The organism is Pseudoalteromonas sp. SG44-8, assembly GCF_014164125.1.
Taxonomy (GTDB): Bacteria; Pseudomonadota; Gammaproteobacteria; order Enterobacterales; family Alteromonadaceae; genus Pseudoalteromonas; species Pseudoalteromonas rhizosphaerae.
Map to the genome: position 1 here is coordinate 18649 of NZ_JACJEQ010000011.1, position 19070 is coordinate 37718.

Annotated in this window: 17 protein-coding genes; 8 read left to right on the plus strand and 9 right to left on the minus strand. The window is 39.1% G+C overall.

Annotation, left to right across the window (positions count from 1 at the left end):
• Window positions 1–117: 117 nt before the first annotated feature.
• From H5163_RS10745 to H5163_RS10765, 5 genes are read right to left on the minus strand one after another with little or no spacing between them, the layout of a single operon-like run.
• Window positions 118–1254 (minus strand): glycosyltransferase, encoded by a 1137-nt coding sequence (locus H5163_RS10745; RefSeq protein ID WP_182735117.1) that lies wholly within the window; start codon window positions 1252–1254, stop codon window positions 118–120.
• 4 nt (window positions 1255–1258) lie between these two features.
• On the minus strand, window positions 1259–1963 hold the full coding sequence (locus H5163_RS10750; protein WP_182718090.1) for an acyltransferase: 705 nt from the start codon (window positions 1961–1963) through the stop codon (window positions 1259–1261).
• A gap of 4 nt (window positions 1964–1967) precedes the next feature.
• Entirely contained in the window at window positions 1968–3320 is a 1353-nt protein-coding gene (locus H5163_RS10755; protein WP_182735118.1) for an O-antigen ligase, read from the minus strand.
• Window positions 3313–4725 carry a lipopolysaccharide biosynthesis protein gene (locus H5163_RS10760; RefSeq protein WP_182735119.1) on the minus strand — a complete coding sequence of 471 codons (1413 nt, stop codon included), beginning with the start codon at window positions 4723–4725 and terminating at the stop codon, window positions 3313–3315. Before H5163_RS10760 ends, H5163_RS10755 begins: the two co-directional genes overlap by 8 nt.
• A gap of 9 nt (window positions 4726–4734) precedes the next feature.
• Window positions 4735–5886: a glycosyltransferase gene (locus H5163_RS10765; RefSeq protein WP_182732247.1), complete on the minus strand. Its 1152-nt coding sequence runs from the start codon at window positions 5884–5886 to the stop codon at window positions 4735–4737.
• Window positions 5887–6096: 210 nt separating this feature from the next.
• Here H5163_RS10765 and H5163_RS10770 point away from each other — a divergent pair, with 210 nt between their 5' ends.
• Entirely contained in the window at window positions 6097–7023 is a 927-nt protein-coding gene (locus tag H5163_RS10770) for a glycosyltransferase family 2 protein (RefSeq protein WP_149980658.1), read from the plus strand.
• Between the two features lie 81 nt (window positions 7024–7104).
• On the opposite strand, the gene H5163_RS10775 is transcribed toward H5163_RS10770, so the two are convergent.
• The 3 genes from H5163_RS10775 to H5163_RS10785 all read right to left on the minus strand — a co-directional run bounded on the left by H5163_RS10775 (window position 7105) and on the right by H5163_RS10785 (window position 10816).
• Window positions 7105–8067: an endonuclease/exonuclease/phosphatase family protein gene (locus H5163_RS10775; RefSeq protein ID WP_259397372.1), complete on the minus strand. Its 963-nt coding sequence runs from the start codon at window positions 8065–8067 to the stop codon at window positions 7105–7107.
• A gap of 89 nt (window positions 8068–8156) precedes the next feature.
• On the minus strand, window positions 8157–8621 hold the full coding sequence (locus H5163_RS10780) for a hypothetical protein (protein ID WP_182735120.1): 465 nt from the start codon (window positions 8619–8621) through the stop codon (window positions 8157–8159).
• Entirely contained in the window at window positions 8621–10816 is a 2196-nt protein-coding gene (locus H5163_RS10785) for an LruC domain-containing protein (RefSeq protein ID WP_182735121.1), read from the minus strand. Before H5163_RS10785 ends, H5163_RS10780 begins: the two co-directional genes overlap by 1 nt.
• A 342-nt stretch (window positions 10817–11158) precedes the next feature.
• On the opposite strand from H5163_RS10785, the gene gmk reads away from it, so the two are divergent.
• The 5 genes from gmk (at window position 11159) to H5163_RS10810 (ending at window position 16569) form a co-directional block, all read left to right on the plus strand.
• Window positions 11159–11779: a guanylate kinase gene (gene gmk, locus H5163_RS10790; protein ID WP_182718084.1), complete on the plus strand. Its 621-nt coding sequence runs from the start codon at window positions 11159–11161 to the stop codon at window positions 11777–11779.
• 117 nt (window positions 11780–11896) lie between these two features.
• Complete coding sequence (rpoZ, locus tag H5163_RS10795) at window positions 11897–12172, plus strand: DNA-directed RNA polymerase subunit omega (protein ID WP_064667923.1); 276 nt, start codon at window positions 11897–11899, stop codon at window positions 12170–12172.
• Between the two features lie 128 nt (window positions 12173–12300).
• Complete coding sequence (gene spoT / locus H5163_RS10800; RefSeq protein WP_145237104.1) at window positions 12301–14406, plus strand: bifunctional GTP diphosphokinase/guanosine-3',5'-bis pyrophosphate 3'-pyrophosphohydrolase; 2106 nt, start codon at window positions 12301–12303, stop codon at window positions 14404–14406.
• Window positions 14407–14418: 12 nt separating this feature from the next.
• Window positions 14419–14811 carry a RidA family protein gene (locus H5163_RS10805; RefSeq protein WP_145237101.1) on the plus strand — a complete coding sequence of 131 codons (393 nt, stop codon included), beginning with the start codon at window positions 14419–14421 and terminating at the stop codon, window positions 14809–14811.
• A 153-nt stretch (window positions 14812–14964) separates the two neighbouring features.
• Complete coding sequence (locus tag H5163_RS10810) at window positions 14965–16569, plus strand: DUF342 domain-containing protein (protein ID WP_182735122.1); 1605 nt, start codon at window positions 14965–14967, stop codon at window positions 16567–16569.
• Window positions 16570–16620: 51 nt separating this feature from the next.
• Here H5163_RS10810 and asnA read toward each other — a convergent pair whose 3' ends face one another.
• Complete coding sequence (asnA, locus tag H5163_RS10815) at window positions 16621–17616, minus strand: aspartate--ammonia ligase (protein WP_145237095.1); 996 nt, start codon at window positions 17614–17616, stop codon at window positions 16621–16623.
• A 198-nt stretch (window positions 17617–17814) separates the two neighbouring features.
• Between asnA and asnC the strand changes: the two genes are divergently transcribed.
• On the plus strand, window positions 17815–18273 hold the full coding sequence (gene asnC, locus H5163_RS10820; RefSeq protein WP_145237092.1) for a transcriptional regulator AsnC: 459 nt from the start codon (window positions 17815–17817) through the stop codon (window positions 18271–18273).
• A gap of 54 nt (window positions 18274–18327) precedes the next feature.
• The gene (trmH, locus tag H5163_RS10825; RefSeq protein WP_182735123.1) at window positions 18328–19014 is read left to right on the plus strand and encodes a tRNA (guanosine(18)-2'-O)-methyltransferase TrmH; all 687 of its coding nucleotides are present in this window, start codon (window positions 18328–18330) and stop codon (window positions 19012–19014) included.
• Window positions 19015–19070 lie beyond the last annotated feature (56 nt).

A 19070-nucleotide genomic window follows, 5' to 3' on the forward strand; every position in this document is an offset into this window, starting at 1 on the left:
AATTTGCATATTGCAATGCGAAATTTAACGGCTATTTGCATAATAAAAATTTACACTGTAAATAGCCTAGTTTAATAAGGTAGTTGCACAGGGCGCGCCAAGATTACATTTTAATGCTCAATGTGGAGGATTTAGTCGCAGCAGGTCTTCGTTAACAATAAGCGCCTTTGCCTGCCAGCTGTGCGCTTTTGCTAGATTCTTTTGTACGCTGTTTAATAATGTTAATTGTGGCTGAGTTAACGAAAGCGCCTCATCGACCTTGTTAATAAAGTCATGACTAGAGTGAGCAATAAAAATATGCGGCGTATAATTACTAACTGCAGGAAAATCAGTTGCGACAATCGGTTTACCTGTCGCTAAATATTCTTTAAGTTTTAGCGGATCGCACGCTTTGATTTGCTCATTATTCACAAAAGGTAAAATCGACACATCCCAATGAGCAGAAAACGATACTAAACGGTCGTGGCTAACTGCGCCAATATGCGTAACATTTTTAAACTGCAATAGCTGTGTAACAGGAGTCACAATATCTCCGATAAGCACGAGTTGATAATGCGGCCTTGCAGCCACCAAGGCGGTTAATAACGCAATATCTAACCAAGCATTAATACTGCCGTAAAAGCCAATAATAGGTTCTTTTATAGTTTGTATTTCATCGGCTTTTTCAACGTCGCTTGTAAATAGCTCATAACTTACGCCGTGGGTCAGCATTTTTGTTTTTGTAGCGGGCATCTTTGCCAGCAATAACTCACTGATCACATAGATAAGATCTGCGCTATTAATAAGCTGCTGCTCAAAGGGGGCAACGAGTTTAGCATCAACCCCTGCCAATGCAGAAAAATCATCGCCGCAATAATAAATTAATTTATCCGTGGTTTTTTTATCAAATAGATAGTGTGCAGTTGGCACACTTAACCAATACATAATGGGCTCACTACAAGTTGAGGGTGCAAGGTAACGAGAAAAAATCCAGCGGTTAAAACATCGAATGAGTCGATTATCGTGCCAAGGTAATACAGGCAGCTTATAAACAGTCATATTGTTGGGTGTGGCTATTGCAGCAGTTTTAGACTGTCGAAATAACTGCTTTAACTTGCTGAGCATACGTTTAATATCATGAAATTTAGCGCTTGGTTTTCGCATACCAATGGAGTTTATCCAATGTACTTCATGCTGCTTAGCAAGCTCTGAAAATAAATGTTGAGTACTGCTTGGATGACTCGCCCAGTCTTCACCAAATACAATAAATTTCATACACTTACTCCTTAATTTTTTTAACTACTTTGGCAGGGTTTCCCGCAGCAATAGTAAAATCAGGAATATCTTTAGTAACCACACTTCCTGCACCAATTATCGCTCCCTCACCGATTGTGACACCGCCTAGTACAGTCACTCCAGTGCCCAGCCAAGCACCGCGTTTTATTATAATGTCACCAATTTGAGATTCATCATCGCTTTCAGAGTTAGCGCGGCGATCACAGTCAATTGGATGCCCAGGAAAACCGGCTAAAAAAACTCGTCCTGCCAGCCTGACATCGTCTTCAAGAATAATGGTGCGCCCTACAGAAAAAGCATTTTGCCAACCAATATCAACATTATTGCCAATACTTAGTAGCGGCTCTCGCTCATTACTCACCCGCCCGCATAAGGTGCTGATCCCTGAAATTCTCACATCGTCTTTGCATTCAATTTTTAACTTGCCAAGTATTTGCGGCATACCTGAATATAAATATAAGCGCTTTTTGCTGCCCTTAATTTGGCTTTTAAATAAAGGCGTATAATAAAAAATCCGAACTAGCTCATGGCATAACTCTTTTATAAAATAGTGCAAATAGTAAAGTGAAGCATGTAGCACAGGGATTACGATGATTTGCGGATTGCGAAGCGACTTTGCAAATTGAAACAACCATGTCGCTAATGGATTATTACTATTTTTTAGCCAAAGTTTAAGCTGTATCAACATATTGTTATTCCTTATTACTTTCTATAGTAAGCTTTTCTAGTGCAATAGTCAGAGCCAGAATAATATACAGTGGCCATGTAAAAGCTTGAGTTAAAAAAGTGCCAGCAACCATAAAGCCAATTAAACCGGCCTTTAATGCGTTAGCGTTCACCATCACTTCAGGATTAAAACTAAGTTTATTAATAGAATAAACCCGTGACAGACTTCGATAAATACTGGCTATCACGAGTAAAAAAATACAAAAGCCAACAAAGCCAGTTTCACCTAACACTTGAAACCATGTGCTATGTACTGCATGATTCTTGCCATCCCAATGAGGACTGTAAAAATAGTAATTTACAAAAAAATTATTAACTCCAACGCCAGTTAATGGATTAGACAACGCCATATTGATTGCAGCCTGCCAAGCATAGAGCCTACCCATTGCTGATTCATCGACACCTCCTTCTGCCGCACCACCGCTTTGTCGGTCAGAAATACCAGCAAAAATCATCATGGCAAGCATAGCGACACCACCGCACATAGCCACTACGAAGGGATTTTTGACTTTTTGATATAAAAAGAAACTTAAAATAGCGGCTATTCCTAATAAACCACCACGACTTTGAGTGGCAATAACACCGGAAATAGCCAAGATCAAACCAACTCCGGCAAAAGTACGTCGATACTTATTACTATTTGTATCAAAAAGTTCAGCTGCTAAAAATGAAACAGGAAACATCAACACCAAAGATAAATCATTGGGATCACCTAATTGCGAGCGATATTCCCGTGAAATAGTCACTCTAGTTCCTTCAACTAACCCCACACCGTTTATTTTGTTATTCAACGCCACTAAAGCGATAGTGACACCTGAGATCATAATACCCAGCCTAACGTAACTAAAATGCGAAAACCGCGTTAACCACCAGCTAATAGCAAATACCATAATAAATACTTTAACCAACACACCAGACCAATACTCAATAGCAACGCCTCTATTTGAAGCTGAAAATACGCATACCGTGAGCCAAGCGAACCAAATTACAAAAATAAGATGCGTAGAGCTCCAATGTGGTTTTAAAGTTTTAGATACAAATAAATGCCATGCAATGGCCAGTAAAGATGCTAAAGCAAGTAATTTAGGAATTTTAAGCGGCATTAGAAAAACAAACGCCTCGTGGATTCTAAAATAGCTAAACAAAATAAATAATATAATAAACACGGTGCTAATACGTATCGCCAAAAAACCCGCAAACGGTAATAGCAACAAGGCAAAAGCAGCTATGGGGCCAAATAGCGAATACAAACCTAAAATGAGCACAGTAATCACCAAGCCATTTATTAAGTGGCAATGCGCTTTATACCAATTAACCATGCGCTTTCCTTGTTACATACTGATTCAGTATTGCCATCATTCTGTTTTGATACTTATTAAATAAAACGCCTATTAGGCAAACTAAAGCCGCGATTTGCCAAATTACATAATGAGTAATTTCACTTACGCCCAGGGCAAAAACACTAATAAAACAGAGCCAGCTAGGTACTAATCGCTGAATACTAAATGCCAGATTTTCGAGCTTTTGGCTAACAACAACAAACAACACTGTTTTAAGAGTTTGTGCAAATACTAAGCTGACCACTGCGCCAAGCACTCCCCATTTAGGCACTAAAATACCCAATGCTATTAGTACGCAAGCTGCACTAACAGCATTAATAATAGTGACAAATAGTGCGTTAAAATGAATATAACAACCAATATTGAGTAGATCGCTGTGATGCCTAAGTACAACAATAAATATTAAACTGGGTAAAAGCCAAGAATTTAGTAAGTAACCTTGTGGTAAAACCAAGATAAATAAATGAGGCGCAACAATAAGCATTACTGCACACAACGCAATTGCGATTTCTAAACTTAGCTCACATAAAGAAACATAACGAGTGCGACAAGAAGTTAATTCATTAAAACGACGAGAAAACCACCACATTCTGATCGGTTCAAAGGTAAACGAAGTCATAACTGCAAATTGCATTGCCACATAATATTGGGCAAGCTTTTCTTTTCCGACACTGGCTGCAATAAACCAGTTTTCAGCGCCATTATTTGCATACACAAACAGCGATGAAGCAATAATACTTAATAAAAACAAACTATTTTTATAACTTATATTCCAAGGAACATAGTTAAAACTAATCGTAATTGTGCGGCCAATGACGCATAACGAAATCATCAGCACAATAAAGCTCGACACAGCACCCGACACCATAACCCCCGTTACTCCATAGCCTAAGTAAAGTAATATAATGGTGAGTAGCGTTTGCCCCACTCCTTGTAAAATAGCTAAAAAGCAGAACTGCTTAGCCATTTCGTAATATCTTAAAAAGCAAAACACAATGGATAGCACAGCAGAAAATGCTAAATTAACCGCTAATAACTGCAGATCAAGTTTATTAATGGAGATGGGTAATAACACACTAAATGAGCTGGTAAATAACACCATAATAACAACAAACAACGCACTCAAAACACTACATAAAATAATCGCGTCTCTAAACAAAGCTTGTTTATAAACCGCATTTTTCATTTGTTGCTTGAACAATAATTCGGGTAACCCTAAACACAACAACAAAGACATAACAGCGGAAATAGAAACTAAAAAGTTTAGCTCACCAAATTGAGCTTGGCTTAAAAGACGAGTAGATATAGGCAACAAAGCAAAGCCAAGCCCCTTAAGTAACAAGGTTGATAGTCCAAAATAGGCGATTTGCTTTAATCCATTCATCTTTATTCCTTAAGAGTTTTGCACCCAAGATGACAATTTTTTAGCTTGTGAGCTGGCGTTAAACTTATTTGCAACTAAGCGTTTGGCGTTAATTCCTTTGGCGTATCTCTCATAGGGATTTAATTCACAAAACTCCGTTAAAATTTTCTCCAACCCTGAAATACTCGACGGCTCACACTTAAAACCCACCGAGTCATTAACAATTTCTTTGGCTCCCATTAATTGAGTTGTGAGCACTGGAATACCACTAGCCATAGCCTCTTTTAAAACCACCGGACCAGTATCTCTATCTCCGTTACTTGAAATGCAAAATGGCGCAACTAACGCAGAGTAATTACTGGTGTTTTTTGATAGCCACAGTGGCGTTTGCTTGCCTAAAAATCTAACTTCTTTTTCAATGCCTAACTTTTCACATAAAAACTTTAGGTCGTTCATCAAAGGGCCTTCACCAACAACATCTAAAAATATTGAGTATTTTTTATTTAATTTTTTTATTGCGGGTAGTAAAAATTGTAGTCCCTTTTTTTCAACTAAACGGCCAATAAATAATAGTTTCACAGACTCATTAAGTCGGTTAGGCGTTGCGTTAAATAAACTTAGATCAACTCCACAATGCAGCAACTCAACTTTACCCGCTTTGTATTTACCTAACTTTTCAGCCATATCTTTGCACACGGCCACGGAGAAATTACACAATGAGAGTTTCAGCCTAAGATCAGTATCATTAACGTATACGTCATGCCCGTGGCCAATCGAGGAGATACTAATGCCTGCAATTTTGCTGGCTATAATTGAGTACGCCAGAGGCGCATGCATAAAGTGGCAGTGTATGTGGGAAATACCATGTTGTTTGATTATGTCAGCAATATTTAATCCGTAGCCAAGCAGTGAAGTGACCGAGATTGAGGTAAACCTTGTTGCTGTTAATGCCGCTTTCAATGCTGCCAGCGGTTTTTTCATGGCAAACTTAGCCGCATATAACAACGATTTTTCAATAGTAATGACGTTTACACTGCTATCAAGATTGGTACAACTATTTAAATTTGCAAAGGTGATAACACTGACCTTGTGCCCAGCTCTTACTAATGCGTTTATCTCAGTTACCACAAAGGTTTCTGAGGGGATATGGAAACTCGGTACCACAATGCCAATATGTTTCATGCTCAACACTCCAAATATAACTTATGGTTATTTCGCAAGAAGCATGCCCAGTTAAAACACACCAAAAACATGATTAAAAAGTCAATTTGCGAACATCTGTTGCAAAATGCAAAGCATTAGACAAAAACCCCCTCGCAAACCTATTAAAATAATTGGCGCTGAACTTGCGTAGTACTTAGTTAGTTAATTTATAGAACTAGGATGCGGATCATGAGTATAGAAATAAGCGTTATTATCCCTAACTACAATTGTAAGCAATATTTAGCCAAAGCCATTAGTAGTGTTGTTAAACAAAAAAACGTGAATTTAGAAATTATTGTGGTTGATGATGGTTCAACAGATGGTAGTGTTGAGTGGTTAAAAACCGCCCAAATAACAATTCCCCAGTTAATTGTTATAGAGCAAGAAAACACTGGCGTTGTCAATGTAAGAAATCGCGCTATTGCCTCAGCAAAAGGTGATTACATTGCTTTTTTAGACGCTGATGATTACTGGAGTGATGATAAGTTATACGAACAATTAAGCTATATGAAAGAGCACTCAGAGTGCGTTTTAAGTTTCACAAACTATATGCATATTAACGAAGAATATGAACCCATTGTCGATTGTTTTTCTTTTTGGCCTGAATTTTCAAAATTTGTTGATAAAAATAATATGGGTTATCAAAATTTAAAATGCCCAATGGATTTACTGATTTTTGCTAATGTAATTGGCACATCTTCGGTTGTAGTTAAGCGTTCAGCGATTAATTATATTGGCCGATTTGATAACCAATTAAATAGCGCTAGCGACTGGGATTGCTGGTTAAAACTTGCAAGGATCGGTGATGTTGCGTTTTCACCGCGTATCGCAATGGATTACTTGATGAGAGCGGGTTCTATTACTGCAAATCGTAAAAATAGACTCAATGCAATGAAAGAAATTGTCTCGCGTTGTAAACATGATGCTGGCGTTATGGCAAAAATAAAAGCACAAGCACGCATTTTAGAATGCTATGGTGAGTACTATCGAGAAATAGGTTCTAAATTTAAAGCCCTATCGATTGCAACTGCTGCATTCACACTTTTTCCACATAAGCGAAACCTACGTCATTTACTACATGACTTAAAAATGACCTTTGCCATTACAGTAAAATAAATCCGCATTGGTTTATTTAATCAAATAGCATGTAGTTAATCCTGCATGCTATTTTTATTAACTAACTAAGCTGAACTTTGGTTAATCATGAAGGCTCAAACTATAACTAAGCATCTTATGATCACTTCCTGCAAAATTACTCACTATTAAGCTGTTTAACGTAAATTGCTCGTCAAAAACACAGTGATCTATGGGTAACCCGGTTAGCAGTGTCGGCTTAATATTTAAGGGCATAAAACTACTATAAGGACTTGCTCCATAACAACTTTGTGTACTTTGCCAACTAAAATAACGTGACCAAGGGACAATATTTAAATCACCTGCAATTAGCCATGGTGTTTGCTCTTGTATTGTTGCTGCATGCAGCGCCGCGAGTAAAATATTTCTATTTTCCCAGTGCTGCTTGGTTCTTGGTGATGGTGGGTGGGCAATATACGTAGTGATAACTTCATTATTAAATAACAAGCGCAGTTTAATGTAACCTAACCTATCCCCTTGAAGTTTTACTTGTTGTCTATAAATTATAGGTAAACGCGAAATAACAACGATGCCGTAAGGGATCCCCTCTACTTCACGATAACCAAATAAACTAGCCTTGGTTAAAAAACGAGAGAGCAAATGCCGATTTAAATCACTAAACTCTTGCAGAATTAATACATCCCAAGATTGTTTTTGTAAGCGAACTAAGTGCGATTCAATAAACGGGTTACTATAATTTAAGTTTATTTGTTTTATCGAAATCGCATTTTTGGTTTGCTCACTTGGTAACGAATGCAATGGTAATAATGAACTCAAACTTATCAAGCATATAATTGATAGCGACCCACCTAAATATGTTGCTTTTATAATTAAAAGCAACATGGCAAAGCATAAGGCAATAACTAGTAATGGCATACGCAATGATACTAAAAGATCAGCGTAATAATATTGCGAAGGATTATAGGCAATCGCAATTAGCATAAACGCAGCTGCTGCGACAAAAAATTTTACTAGCCTCTTTTTTTGCAAAAGATCGCCATTGTTATCATTAAGAAACTTCAACATAAATCACTACCCTAACTAGTATAAAGAATATACCTAGGTGTATTCTTTAGCTTGATCACTTTACCGTTACTGCTTACCTTTGACTTTTACTACCTTATTTCAAACATCTGATGTTCTACTTGTGTATCAAACTGCCATGCGAATGAAAGGGGTTGAGTGCTGGTATCGTAAAACCAAATTTCTGCAATCAGCTCGATATCTTGTCTACTCATTGCAAGCGTAGTTTTTATAGATCCTTGCGATAAAGGAGCTCTAACTAAGCAGTTTCCATAATCAGCACGTAGGCTATTGGCCTTTTTTTGGCAAATATTTAAGTAAGCTCTTACGTCACCTATAGAGAGAGCTACATCAATCTTTAGTTTAAATTTCGTTGATAAATCAAAACGATCATCTATCACTAAACTGGCCATTCCGGCTGAGTCGATGGTGATAGGAACGACACTCGATGGTAGTGATTCAACAGCTGCAGGTACTGCCGCAGTACTTTCGCTTTCACCACCACCACACGCAACTAAAAATGATGATAAGCATAAAATAACGGTTAATTTTTTCATTACTGTTCTCCTCTAACTGCCACATTATTGCTGTTGTAGTGATTGAACCATTGTGGATTTTGCTTTCCTGACGACTGAGCAAAATTAGCAAAGCTATCGTAGGCATCGGTTATATCTACACCTTCAAGTGGATGTAACCATTGCACTCCTACTTCAATCGCCCATGGTAGGCCGTTTTCAGTTAAGAAAAACAAACCACTTTCTTGCTGGCTCACATCATCTGCACCACTGAGATCAAACAAAGTCGCGTCAAATACTTCTGTGGGCGCTTGATTTTTCATGTGTACTTCCCAGCTGCGCGCATTTTTACCAACTAAAAAATCGCCATGATAAAAGCCCTCTGTAGCAAAAATAAAAGGGTCTAATAATGTTCCGGGGGATAATATTTTCGCTTTAGGGACTTTTAATGGGATAGTCATACTAAAAGTTACTTTGCTGTTGACGTCGCAATTACTTTCCGTTCTAAAATACTCGCACCCTGATTGCTTATTCACATGCAGCCAAGTGTCTTGCATAAAAATTAAAATAGCCTGCTCTGTGTTTGCTTCCAAAAATGAGCCTGTTTGTAGTTCGCCATTAATCACAAACCGAATGTTATCGGCATCGACTTCTCTACTTAAAATTGAGTAAGTTGTATTATTTACCGTCTCTTTAAGGCTTACCGCAAAGCCATTATGATAGGTTGCTCCTACACCAATTAACTGGCCATCAATTTTATAACCAACAACATTAGTGCCCTCAATGAGCTGAGTAGTACGGTAATTTACGACCACGTCATTAAAGTCATAATCACCTGCAAACGGCCATTTATCTTCATAAGCAAGTGTCACCCAATCGTTTTCTCCTGGGTATACAGCACTAGCAAATGTTGTTATTTCATAATCTTCCACCTCACCACCTAAAACACCTCCAGTGGCAGTAATAAGCGAAGCTTCCGAGCCATCAGTTACCCTAAAACGAGCCCATGTCTGTCCAGCTTTAACATTACTAGGTACATTAATTAAAATACTGTTATCGCCTTGATTAAGTTGATATTTAGTTATTATGCGCTCACTTTCACTAAAGCCGCCATTTTGATCCCAATCAAACCATGCATATAAAAAGCTACTCGCAGAGGCGTTTATAATAATTTGGCTATCTTGACCCGCCGATATTGCCGTCACAAAGCTCACCCCATCATCTGATGCATCAACTGGGTTATTGATTAAGTCGGCATCAGTATTGATATTTTCACCATCGACTGTATCGCCTAAATAAATCAGATTACTGCCAGTGCTGTTAGGATCGAATAAATGCCTGGCTCCGCTTTGCTCTAAACTGGTGTTATAAGGTAGAGGAGCATCACCAAAATCAATCGAACTATCTGTTACCTCAACTTCGGCAATAGCACAACGAGCCCCATCGTTCTGACTTGACTTAGGGCCCGATGTAAACACATTAGCAACAGGCGTATAACCAACAACAGGACTAATACTTAAATCAACTTTGTGAATTTTTCCGCTTTTATTATTACTAAAATAAAACTGACCATTGATATCAAAATAGGCAGCACCAAATGCGCCCGTATCATCACCAATATCAACTTGAGTAATAAACTTGGTAGTATTTTCTGCAACGTTAATTTCATGCAAATCACCATTTGATTCAACTGCGTATAACAGGTTACTTTGCGGATGAAATGCAAAATCAAATATACCTAAGTTCCATGTGTCGGTTGCAGGTAGTAGCCGAGCAGTTATGGGGGCATCTAGATCACCCTCTAGATTGATTTCATATAAACCAAAATTGGGAGTATATACATAATACATCGCACTTTGATTTGCTTGCTCACCAGTCACTTGAATATCACCTACATAAAAATTAGTATCGGGTAGGCCAGTAACATTTAACCGCTTCATTTCGTAGTTGCTACCAATTTGCACCACGCTTTTAGGCGATTGTCGGCTAAAACCGTATAAGTATTGGTCTTTGTAATTAAAACCGACGGCATTCACACTTTCATTATTTGCCTCGCTAGCAAACGTCAAAGCCGATGATAAAATCGTAGGTTTAGCCGACACTAAATCTATACCGTAAAGCTGTGCCTTTGCATCCTGCATCAAAAATGCCTGACTAGGGCAATTATCGAATGGCTGGCTAAATACAGCACAAGGAAGTGAAACTAAACACGCTGTGGCTAAATGGGTTAATCTCATTAGTAAGCCCTCAATCATTAAGTAACTGTACCAATGCAGGCATCATTCCAAAAAATAAAACATTGAAATAAAACAAAATAAAATAAAGTTGAATATGAAAGATGCAACTTGCAACGATCATTTTTGCATTATGCAACTAAGTACAAATAATCGTTAAAATGCGGGAGTTTTTTAAACAGTCATCATTGCCGTAACAAAAATACGGTTATTAATACGTTAAAATTTAATCACCTCACTAGGATACTTTCGGCAGTTGAGTAAACTTCACTAAATAAAGTACAATACCAAAATTAAGGCGGAGCTTATTAGCAGCTCTAGTCGGTTTATTTTAGGTAAAAACCCATGGCACACTCTCGCGGAAACTTATTTATTTTATCGGCACCATCTGGTGCGGGTAAATCCAGCTTAATCAATGCATTGTTAACTAAGTATAATGATATGAAAGTATCTGTATCGCATACTACTCGCTCGCCTCGTCCGGGCGAAGCAAATGGCGTGCATTACCACTTTGTAAATGTTGATGAATTCAAATCATTAATTGAAAAGAATGATTTTTTTGAATGGGCGCAAGTGTTCGATAATTACTACGGTACATCAAAGCAAGCAATTGAAGAGCAGCTTGCAGCAGGTATTGATGTATTTTTAGATATTGATTGGCAAGGTGCACGTCAAGTTCGTGATCTGGTCGCTGATGTTGAAACCATTTTTATCCTACCACCGTCAAAAGTTGAGCTTGAAGCGCGCTTAAATAATCGCGGCCAAGATTCACAAGAAATCATTGCTGGTCGCATGGCAAAAGCACAATCTGAAACGTCTCATTACAATGAATATGACTATGTCGTGGTTAACGATGATTTTGCAACTGCGCTGAAGGAAATTGAGACGATCGTATTGGCAAAACGCTTATCGCTACAAAGCCAAGCTATTCGCCATCAAGATTTACTCGTAGACTTACTGCGTTAAATCCTAATTTGGGTTCAGTAAGTATTTTATTTGTTTAAATTAACCACAAGCTATTGGCGAATCTGACTCGGTGCAGTAAACTACGTCTTTGCTTAAAAATTTATTTGGAGTGCTAAGATGGCTCGCGTAACTGTTGAAGATGCAGTAGATGCAATTGGTAATCGTTTTGATTTAATTTTAGTTGCGGCCCGTCGTGCCCGTCAAATCGCGGTCGGTGGTAAAAAGCCACTGGTTGATCCTGAAAACGATAAACCAACGGTTGTTGCTTTACGTGAAATTGAACTTGGTTTAGTAGATAGCTCATCAATGGATCTTATTGATCGTGAAGAGCAACAACATCAAGAGGCGGCTGAAATGGCTGCAGTTGCAGCTATTGTAGGCGGCAACCAATAATCTGACTTCCTTGTCTGATTTAGCCAACGGTATAGTATTTCTATTCTAGCCGTTGGCAATCCCTTCTTTTCATCGTATATTCTTAACATACCGTTACCTATTTGCTTCACGAGAACATTGGAGTGTGAATGTATCTTTTTGAAGGTCTAAAAAAGAAAATATCAGAATACTTACCTGCTGCTGATGTAGAGCTGGTACAAAAAGCCTATGTGGTAGCCCGAGAGGCCCATGAGGGTCAAACTCGCTCAAGTGGCGAACCTTACATTACTCACCCTGTTGAAGTAAGCCAAATTCTGGCTGGTATGCATTTAGATCACGAAACGTTAATGGCTGCATTAATGCATGATGTGATTGAAGACACCGACTTTAGCCAACAAGATTTAGCCGAAATTTTTGGCGAGACAGTCGCCGAATTAGTTGAGGGCGTAAGCAAGCTTGATAAGCTCAGCTTTAAAGATAAAAAAGAATTCCAAGCTGAAAACTATCGAAAAATGATTATGGCAATGACACAAGATATTCGTGTTATTTTAATCAAACTTGCTGATCGTACTCATAATATGCGCACTCTTGGAGCATTACGTCCTGACAAACGTCGACGTATTGCCCGCGAAACGTTAGAGATTTATGCGCCGATTGCTAATCGTTTAGGTATTCACGATATTAAAAATGAGTTAGAGGATTTAGGTTTTCAAGCCCTCTACCCGATGCGTCATCGCGCTTTAAAGTCAGAAGTTGCCAAAGCGCGCGGCAATCGCAAAGAAGTCATTTCAAATATCCAAACCGAGATAACAGCACGCCTTGAAGAAGCTGGCATTACAGCCACTGTTTCTGGGCGCGAAAAACACTTATATAGTATTTATAAAAAAATGCTTAATAAAGAGTTACTGTTTAATGAAGTCATGGATATCTACGCATTTAGAATTGCAGTTGATTCAATGGATATCTGCTATCGGGTACTTGGCGTTGCCCATAATTTATATAAACCAATCGAAACTCGCTTTAAAGACTATATAGCAGTACCTAAAACTAATGGTTATCAATCGTTGCATACCTCATTAGTTGGTCCACATGGGATCCCTGTTGAGATCCAGATCCGTACTCACGATATGGATCACATGGCAGATAAAGGAGTTGCTGCTCATTGGATGTATAAAAAATCCGGTGATAGCGCAGGCCACACTGCACAACAACGTGCACGTCAGTGGATGCAAAGTTTGTTGGAATTACAACAAAGCGCAGGCTCATCATTTGAATTTGTTGAAAACGTTAAAACAGAGCTATTCCCAGAAGAAATTTACGTGTTCACTCCTGATGGTCGCATAGTCGAGTTACCTATGGGTGCAACCGCCGTTGATTTTGCATACGCGGTCCATACCGATGTTGGTAATACCTGTGTGGGTGCACGCGTTAACCGTAAACCTCATCCGTTAAGTAAAGCATTAGATACGGGTCAAACAGTTGAAGTGATTACCAGCTCAGGTGCGCACCCTAACGCAACGTGGTTAAACTTTATTGTTACCGGTAAAGCACGTTTAGGAATTCGCAATTACCTGAGGAGCCAACATCATGAAGAAGCTTTATTACTTGGCCGTCGCTTACTCGACTCAGCTTTAGGTGAAACGAAGTTCGATGATCTGCCTGACGAAAATATTAGTCGCGTATTAGCAGAACATGAACTCAATACTGTATTAGAGCTATTAGTTGAAATTGGCTGCGGTAATTTAATGAGCATGCTGATCGCACGCCGCTTACTGCAAAATGACAATGATGATTTAGGCGATATGACTAAAAATGCTAAAGCGACCATTATTGGCACTGAAGGCATGCTAGTTAATTATTCTAAATGTTGTCGACCAGTGCCTGGGGATGCTATCACCGCACATATAAGCCAAGGTAAAGGCATCACGGTTCACCGCCAAGAATGTAAAAATATTCGCGGCTGGGAAACTGAACGCTCCAAGTACTTGGTTGTTAAATGGGATGATAATCCAGAAAAAGAATATATTGCAGCACTGCGTGTGGAAATCATAAACCACCAAGGCGCACTCGCAAAACTAACCAATGTAATTGCTACAACCCAAGCAAACATAGTGGAAATTGCCACAGATGAAAAAGAAAGTAATTTATACGTGATAGATTTAGGGATCACCGTGAAAAATCGTGTCCATGTTGCAAATATCATGCGCCGCATTCGCGTAATGCCTGATGTGCAAAAAGTCTATCGTAAAAAATAACATAGGAAAATCATGAATAAAGCATTTATTTCTACGGATCTAGCACCTGCTGCCATCGGCACTTATAGCCAAGCAGTAAAAGTTGGTACAGCAGTTTACTTATCGGGTCAAATTCCATTAGTTCCCGCAACGATGGAAGTGATCTCTGAAGATTTCGCAGAACAAACACATCAAGTATTTAAAAATATTAGTGCGGTATGTGAAGAAGCCGGTGGCAACATCCAAGACTTGGTAAAAGTTAATATCTATTTAACTGATCTATCTAACTTTGCGACGGTAAATGAAGTAATGAGCCAATACTTCAAAGCACCTTATCCTGCCCGAGCAGCAATTGGCGTGCGCGCATTACCAAAAAACGTGCAAGTTGAAATTGACGGTATTATGGAATTGCCTTCAACAAATTAAGCTTACAGCAATACACCTAAGCATTTATGCTTAGGTGTATTAACTCATCAGTCCCCTTTTCCTCGATTTTCTTGACAGTTATTCAAATCTCTAGCACTCTATCCTTATATAATTATAAAAACCTTTAACTTAAGTGTTGTAAAAGGATGATCCGTGTTTAAGCTTGCTCATAACGGTAATGTACTACTCGATGTTATAGAACATTCGCCGCCTAGTGCCGCTTTTGTTATTGAGGCTCTAGAAAAATCAACATTCTGTGAATGTCGCATAGACTATGATGCTATCAATGCTTTTTTTAAAGAGCCTAGTAGCGAACGTAGTTTAGTGGTTGCCAGTAAGCATGACGCCACACTAACTGTTACACTCAGTGATGATAAAATGTTAGCAACAGGCGAACTCACACTCGCACAAGGTGGCAAAGTTTTAGCCCTTGATCAAGCGAAACAGCAGCTGATCAAAGCTGGGGTTGCTCGGGGCTACAAACAAGCATTTTTAGAGCAGCTGCTACAAAAACAATTTGAATTACCCGCTGGCACTGCCGTTAAAGGTATCCTCGCTAAAGGTCGCTTACCAGAAGACGGCAAATCATCAAAATTACTCCCTCAAGTATTAACTTTAAAAGAGCGTTTGCATACCCCGAAACTGCGCGAAGATGGCACTGTCGATATGCGCGACTTTGGCAAGTTAGCAAGTGTTGAACCCGGTACATTGTTAGTTCGACAGCAACCCGCAACCCCTGGTAAAGAAGGTTTTACCGTAAAAGGCGATGTACTTCCGGCAAAAGCAGGAGAAAGTAGCCCGCTAGTTGCTGGTGAGGGCAGTGAAATATCAAAAACTAATCCTCTTGAATTAATCTCAAGTATTGCGGGCGTACCAGTCGAAATACAAAATGGCATGCGCGTTGATGATATTTTTACGATTGGCGATGTCACAGTTAAAAGCGGCCATATAAACTTTGATGGCAGCATTATTGTCACTCATAATATAGAGCCAGGCATGAAAGTAACCGCGAAAGGCGATATAACTGTGATGGGGACGGTTGAATCCGGAGAACTGACAGCGCAAGGTAATATCACCATTAAACAAGGTGTGATTGGCCACCAGCTAGATGATAAAACACTTTCGTGCAAAATTATTTGTAACGGTGATATTCATTTATCTCACGCCCAATATAGCTACCTTGAAGGTAATAATATTTTTATTGAGCGCCAAGCTAGCCACTGCGCAATGAAAGCGACTAAGCTTTTACAGATAGGCCAAGCAGACAATCCACAAGGGAAGTTATTTGGTGGCGAGATCCTGGATGCCGGAATGATTATCGCTGGTGAAATTGGTAATGAATCTGGCGCTAAAATGCTCATAAACATGGTTGCCTCAGGAAAGTCTGTTACTACTGAAACCGATGAATGCCTTAAAGAATTAGCTAAAACCGATGAGCAATTAGACACCCTGCAAGCAACGCTAGAAAAGGCCGATTTAGTAAAAGATTTAGATAAGAAAAAACTATTGCTCGCTAAAATAGGAGCTACTCAGCAACATTATTGCCAACAAGCAGAGCAGCTAGAAAAACGCCTAACAACGCTAGAACAAAGTCTATATGAACTACTTGATAATGCTAATTTAGCGGTCAATAAAAAATTGCATTCTGGGGTAGAAATCCACATTTTCGATAAAGTATTAAGAACAAATCGCAGCTACCCTCCTTGTAACGTAAAACTGCAAGAAGGAAAAATAGAGATTGAATTTAAAACCAGTTGATCGCAAGCAGATAGAGACTAACAGCAGATAGTCTCTATTCTCTCGTCTACGTTATAAAATACCAGCCACTTGCTGTTTTAACTCCTCCGGCCATACACTTACTTGTACTTGACCGATGTGAGGTTTTTGTAATAACAACATCGCCAATCGAGATTGACCAATGCCACCACCTATTGTCTGTGGTAATTGTTTAGCTAGTAGTTGCTTATGCCAATCAAATTCTAAACGAGCTTGGTCACCGGTAATTGCAAGCTGTGCAACTAATGCTTCTGGTGATACGCGAATACCCATTGATGAAATTTCAAAAGCATCTTCAAGCACAGGGTTCCACAGTAAAATATCACCATTTAAGCCACTGTATTGCTCGCAGGTCTGAGTCGACCAATCATCGTAGTCAGGTGCGCGTACATCATGAATCTTACCATCGGCTAATGCCCCACCAATGCCTATCAAAAACACCGCACCATATTCTTGTGTAATCGCTTTTTCGCGCTGCTTGGCGGTAAAATCAGGGTACATTTGACGTAACTGTTCACTGTGTACAAAAGTAATATCAGCGGGTAAAAATGGTGATATACCAAATTCATCAGCAACAAATTGCTCGGTTGCTTTTAAGCCTTTATACAAGGCTTGTACTGTTTCTTTTAACTTATCAAGAGAGCGCTCAGAACTGGCACAAATTACTTTCTCCCAATCCCACTGATCAACATAAACAGAATGGATGGGGCTTAATGACTCTTCATCCGGGCGCAACGCTTTCATATGTGTGTATAAACCTTCACCAATTGCAAAGCCGTGCTCAGCTAGTGTTTTTCGCTTCCATTTTGCCAAAGAGTGAACCACTTCAAATTGACTCGCTGGAATAGTTTTAACTTTTACCGCAACCGCATTTTCAGTGCCACTTAGGTTATCTTGGATACCATCGCCTACTTTAGCCAAAATAGGCGCTTGTACTTCAATTAACCCTAGCTGTTGTTCTAGCTGGTGTGAAAAATACTGTTTAACTTTACTAATTTGCAGCTGTTGCTGGACAAAGTGTGAACTCATAATAATTGGCCTCATTCCCAGTTATTGTTACTTGCATAAATGCATGATTGCACTATGAGCAACCATGTCGTTAAAGCAATCCTCAATCATTTTGCACTTTAATTCAATAACCAATAACAAAAACACCTTTACCATATTAATTTGATTAATTTAGTGGTATAAAAAATGATGATTCAATAATTTAAAGATGATATTTATATGGAAAATTATCAAATCGATAATCTTGATAAACAGATCCTCCACGCATTAATGGATAATGCCCGCACAGCCTATGCAGAATTAGCCAAACGGTTCGCCGTTAGCGCAGGTACAATTCATGTACGGATTGAAAAAATGAAACAAGCCGGGATCATTACAGGCACCCAAGTTAGCGTCAATGCGAAGCAGTTAGGCTACGATGTATGTTGTTTTATTGGCATCAACCTCAATAATGCTCGAGACTACCCACAAACCTTATTGCACCTAAAGGAACTTGAAGAAGTCGTTGAGGCTTATTACACAACCGGTAACTACAGTATTTTTATTAAGGTAATGACCCGTTCAATTGATCATTTACAAGATGTATTGATCAATAAGATTCAAGCTATCGAAGCTATTCAGTCAACCGAAACGCTAATATCACTGCAAAACCCAATTAGCCGCTCAGTAATGCCTTAAGACGGTAATTCCCGTATAATAGCGGCAATTTTATGAGTTCAGACAAGGCTAAAAATGGAAAACACCCGCTATCATCGCATTAAACACGTACTAGATCGTCGTCAAACCGATTTAACCGTGTGCTTAGAAGATGTGCACAAACACCATAACTTGTCTGCAATTGTTCGCAGCGCTGATGCTGTGGGTTGCCATAATGTTCATGCAGTATGGCCACAAAACCAAAAATGGCTCACCAATAATACCTCTGGGGGCAGTAAAAATTGGATCGCAACTCACTTACATAAAGATATCGACAGCGCTGTGGCTATGATGCGCCTGCATAATCCGCAAGTACAAATACTCGCTACTAACTTATGCCCTGATGCTGTTGACTACCGTGAGATTGATTATACTCTACCAACAGCCATTATTGTCGGCCAAGAAAAAACCGGGATCTCTCCACAAGCACTTGCCCACGCAGATAAAAACATTATTATTCCAATGCAAGGTATGGCGCAGTCTCTGAATGTGTCTGTGGCCGCTGCACTGATATTATTTGAGGCACAAAACCAACGCCTGCAAGCCGGCTTATATGAGCGCACTATGCTGGATGAGAGCATAAAACATAAGATGCTATTTGAAGGTTGCCATCCAATCATTGCACAAAAATGCAAAGAAAAATCGCAACCCTATCCAGCCCTCGATGCAAATGGTGAAATCATCGCTGATGATGAGTTTTGGCACAAATTAAAACATGCTTGATGACAGGCCTGTTCGCACGTAAACTAAAAAGTATCTAAAAATGAAAGATTTGAGCG

Bases quoted from the DNA above. Each gene is read 5' to 3' on its own strand.
- H5163_RS10760 (WP_182735119.1), bottom strand. From the start codon at position 4,725: ATGAATGGATTAAAGCAAATCGCCTATTTTGGACTATCAACCTTGTTA.
- H5163_RS10755 (WP_182735118.1), bottom strand. From the start codon at position 3,320: ATGGTTAATTGGTATAAAGCGCATTGCCACTTAATAAATGGCTTGGTG.
- rpoZ (WP_064667923.1), top strand. From the start codon at position 11,897: ATGGCTCGCGTAACTGTTGAAGATGCAGTAGATGCAATTGGTAATCGT.
- gmk (WP_182718084.1), top strand. From the start codon at position 11,159: ATGGCACACTCTCGCGGAAACTTATTTATTTTATCGGCACCATCTGGT.
- spoT (WP_145237104.1), top strand. From the start codon at position 12,301: ATGTATCTTTTTGAAGGTCTAAAAAAGAAAATATCAGAATACTTACCT.
- H5163_RS10745 (WP_182735117.1), bottom strand. From the start codon at position 1,254: ATGAAATTTATTGTATTTGGTGAAGACTGGGCGAGTCATCCAAGCAGT.
- H5163_RS10770 (WP_149980658.1), top strand. From the start codon at position 6,097: ATGAGTATAGAAATAAGCGTTATTATCCCTAACTACAATTGTAAGCAA.
- H5163_RS10805 (WP_145237101.1), top strand. From the start codon at position 14,419: ATGAATAAAGCATTTATTTCTACGGATCTAGCACCTGCTGCCATCGGC.
- H5163_RS10780 (WP_182735120.1), bottom strand. From the start codon at position 8,621: ATGAAAAAATTAACCGTTATTTTATGCTTATCATCATTTTTAGTTGCG.
- trmH (WP_182735123.1), top strand. From the start codon at position 18,328: ATGGAAAACACCCGCTATCATCGCATTAAACACGTACTAGATCGTCGT.
- H5163_RS10750 (WP_182718090.1), bottom strand. From the start codon at position 1,963: ATGTTGATACAGCTTAAACTTTGGCTAAAAAATAGTAATAATCCATTA.
- H5163_RS10785 (WP_182735121.1), bottom strand. From the start codon at position 10,816: ATGAGATTAACCCATTTAGCCACAGCGTGTTTAGTTTCACTTCCTTGT.
- H5163_RS10775 (WP_259397372.1), bottom strand. From the start codon at position 8,067: ATGTTGAAGTTTCTTAATGATAACAATGGCGATCTTTTGCAAAAAAAG.
- H5163_RS10765 (WP_182732247.1), bottom strand. From the start codon at position 5,886: ATGAAACATATTGGCATTGTGGTACCGAGTTTCCATATCCCCTCAGAA.
- asnC (WP_145237092.1), top strand. From the start codon at position 17,815: ATGGAAAATTATCAAATCGATAATCTTGATAAACAGATCCTCCACGCA.
- asnA (WP_145237095.1), bottom strand. From the start codon at position 17,616: ATGAGTTCACACTTTGTCCAGCAACAGCTGCAAATTAGTAAAGTTAAA.